We start from the raw sequence: 3,452 nt of genomic DNA, 5'->3' as shown, positions 1-3,452 counted from the left end.
AAAAAGAATTTAGAAATTCGTAATCAATTAATCAATTTACATTTACCGTTAGTAAATAAGATAGTAAACAGATTTAAATATTATCCGCGTGTTTATTAGAAAGAAAGGATTTATACCAAGAAAGAATCTTAGGATTAATGAAAACTCTCAATAATTAACAAGATTTAGGTTATGACTTTATTGCTTACGCAACTCCAAAAATAAAATTTGCAATCAATGAACTGATAAGAAAAAGCCAATCCCCTTCAATTCCACAAAAAACCCATAAATCCAATAACACCTCTTTTGGAGAAGAAAAACACTTTTGGCATTATTAAATTCCCCTAATCCTCATCAATTGTGGTTAAAACAAATAAACCATGAATTACTGCTTAAAAAACTTAAAACCAAATTAAACGAAAACGAATTAAATATTATTAGATTAAGTTTTGGCATTCCTTTAGGAAATATTAATGAAGATCATCAACCTAGTTATTCGAATCAAGAAATATCTTATAAACTTAATTTAATTTTAAGACGAATAGAAACTCTTAAAAATATAACGATCAAGAAATTGAAAAAATAAATTATATGAAACTAGAAATTATTTTCTATCTTTTAATATTTTTCTTTCATTCTTTTTTTTTATTATCTTTGACTCATTATTATTATAACCAATTATTAAATTGCTTTTTTTTAACCTCAATAAGTCTTTAAACTATTGAAAAAAAATAAGTTTTGGCATCAACGAAATATAAAATTCCAAAAAAATGAAATTAGTTTTAAAATTCGTAAAAACTAAAACTTAATCAATTAAAAAAAATTAAAAAAGGAGAATCAAAATGGAAGAACTAAAAAACAATTTAAAGTGTTTTTTTATTTAATTGGTCTTATTATTACAATTATTGTAACTTTTCATTTTACTAATCATAACAATTTAAAAGAACTGAGGTGTTACAAAAGTTTAGACAATTTTTACTTTTTAAAAATTCTTTAAGACTAATGATTAAGTCTTAAAGAACAATTTTAAAAACAAAAGTTGTCTAATAAAAAAGAACAGCACAGTACAACCATATTGGATATAACATTGTTCTAACCATTTTACATAATCTTTTTGATAAGTGTTTAAAATATCGCTTTTTGGTTGCGCATCTTGACAAGTGATGCGATATATTTTGTCTTCGGTTTCAAAAGTGTTTTCTATTAAATTAAGAGTATATGGTATTTTAATTTCTTTATAAGCAGGTTCGGTAATAGTTATAGGATTATTGCCGTTTTGAGTTTGTTTATTGCATTCTCCTTCATAAGCATATAAATTGTTGGACCTTTTCCAATCACGGATGGCTTCATAGGGATTAATGTTGTCTGGGAGATTAATGTGAATTGGTCTTTTTTGTGTGTTAAATGTAAAAAGATAGATGTTTTTGGCACCGTTGGAAAGTTTTAAGAGATCTTCGACGGTATCTGGGAGTTGGGCGATTTCTTGTATGTTTTCTATATGTTGCCTTAAAAGTTGTTTTTTGGGTGATTCGCTCATAATCCTAATGTCATCATCAAAATAAATGGCATCGATTTTGACATCATTTAGAGTTTCTTGGGGCAAGGGAACAACCAAACCAGTGTTAGGTGTGGTGTTGTAACAACCTAATTTGATGAGTTTTGGTTCTTTGATAATGTTGTTGTTGATTAAGTATTGATTAATTATTTCTTCTTTGTTTTGACTGACGAAGATATTAGAAACTATTAATTGTATATTTGGGTTATCTTCGTTAGGTTTTTGTTTGGCATCCCAAAAGACAAAGGATTCTTCAATGGCGATTTCGTATTTTAAAAGGTTTTCGAGAGTATATTCATAATCTTCATCATAAGGGTATTTGATATTAAAGGGATTAGAACGAGGTTTAAAGTAGACGCCTAAAAGACCTTGAGGAGGGTTTTTGAGTTTAGGATAAAAAAATTGTTTATTATAAGGATTGTATGAAGGTTCTTCAAGGCCATAGGTGGAAGTTTGGATATCGAAATATTTTAAGATGTTAGGGATATCTTTTTTATCTAGGACGTTGATGTCGTATCTTTTTAATTTAGGTTGGGTGTTTAACCATTCTTCTTGGAGGTTTTGGTAGTCAGATAGTTTTATTTTTGATTTGGTTTGTTGGTGGAAATAGTTATAGGCATAGATAGAGTGATGGGATAAAATAAAGATTAATAAAGAAATAGTTAATAAAAAAACTTTTTTAGGGGTTTTGTTTGATTCATGTTTAATTTTCCTCCTTGGTATTGAGTTTATGGCCTAGACAAATGATGTGAGTGTTTAGGGTAAAAGAAAAAGACCCTGGAAAGGGTCTTGGTTGAATGTTATTTTTTTTATGTATAAAAAAATTTATTGTATTTGACTTCATAATAATTACAAATTGTTGTTTTGAATTGTATTATTTCTTCCAAATTAAAACTATTTATATTATCTATTATTTCTTTTATATCTTTGATTTCGTGCTTATATTCAAATTTTTTTTCACAATTTTCATCTGAAAGTATTAATGAACACATTTTATTTAACTGGTTTTTATGATAAGTTAATTTTTGTTGTTGTTTAACGGGACGATAATAATCATCTATTTCTTCTTTATAAATATCTATTGTATTACATCCGCAACAAACAGCTAAACAAACTTTACAAAAAGTTAATATTGTATCAATAAATAAATTCATAATCTTTAAATTACCTCCTTATTATTTTTTCTAGACCGAGTGCTTTCGAAAAGAGAGTTCAAATTTTAACAATTAATTTATCAATTTTTAAAATAAATTATAAAATAAACAAAAATTTTTTTAATTAAGATATTCATATTTATAAACGCCTTTTTAATTTTATTGAAATATTTATTTTTTATTTAAATTATCTAATTTAGTTTGCATGTCTTTAAAATTTTGTTCTGATTTAGATTGCGTGTCTTTAAAATCTTGTTTAGTTTCTTTTTTTAAAATCAGTTAAAGTGTTGTCAACTTTATCTATTTTGGTTTCTTCTCTATTTATGTTAAAGTTGATGTTCCAATAAATAATTCCTAATAATAGTATAATAATGAAAAAAACATATTTTAGAGAGTTTATAATTTTATCTTTTGTAAAATATTCCTCTTGTTTATTTTTTTTACCATATTTTTTTATCCTCCTTTTTGATTATTAATTATTTTTTAGATGATTTCGTAGAGGGAGTTGAGGGAGGATAGGGTTGATTGTTTGTATTGTATTTCAGCATTTGTATATTGCGACTCTAAATCTTTTTTAAATTCTTGGGCACTTGATAACATGTCTTCATACATTCTTTGTTTAGATTCTAATTTACCAATTTTGACTTTAATGTCTCCTATTTGGCCAACTAGTTCTGATGTTTCACTTTGTAATTTACTTTTTTTGTTATCAATTGCAGTTAATTCATCGTTTTTATAAGTTGATATTCCTTGAGTTTGTAATT

General features: G+C 25.7%; 2 protein-coding genes and 2 pseudogenes. 1 reads left to right on the top strand and 3 read right to left on the bottom strand.

From position 1 onward, the window contains the following. A pseudogene (locus J8J04_RS03225) lies at positions 1-565 on the top strand (sigma-70 family RNA polymerase sigma factor); the annotation flags it as partial. A 420-nt stretch (positions 566-985) separates the two neighbouring features. On the opposite strand, the gene J8J04_RS02965 reads toward J8J04_RS03225, so the two are convergent. The 3 genes and pseudogenes from J8J04_RS02965 to J8J04_RS02955 form a co-directional block, all read right to left on the bottom strand. After that, on the bottom strand, positions 986-1,582 hold the full coding sequence (locus tag J8J04_RS02965) for a hypothetical protein (RefSeq protein ID WP_212332214.1): 597 nt from the start codon (positions 1,580-1,582) through the stop codon (positions 986-988). Positions 1,583-2,343: 761 nt separating this feature from the next. Further along, positions 2,344-2,688, bottom strand: a complete 345-nt coding sequence (locus J8J04_RS02960; RefSeq protein WP_212332212.1) for a hypothetical protein — start codon at positions 2,686-2,688, stop codon at positions 2,344-2,346. A 483-nt stretch (positions 2,689-3,171) separates the two neighbouring features. Beyond that, positions 3,172-3,452: pseudogene (locus J8J04_RS02955) on the bottom strand (hypothetical protein); the annotation flags it as partial.

Source organism: 'Fragaria x ananassa' phyllody phytoplasma, assembly GCF_018274325.1.
In the GTDB taxonomy this organism is placed as follows: domain Bacteria; phylum Bacillota_I; class Bacilli_A; order Acholeplasmatales; family Acholeplasmataceae; genus Phytoplasma.
This window is presented reverse-complemented; position numbering and strand designations above follow the sequence as displayed.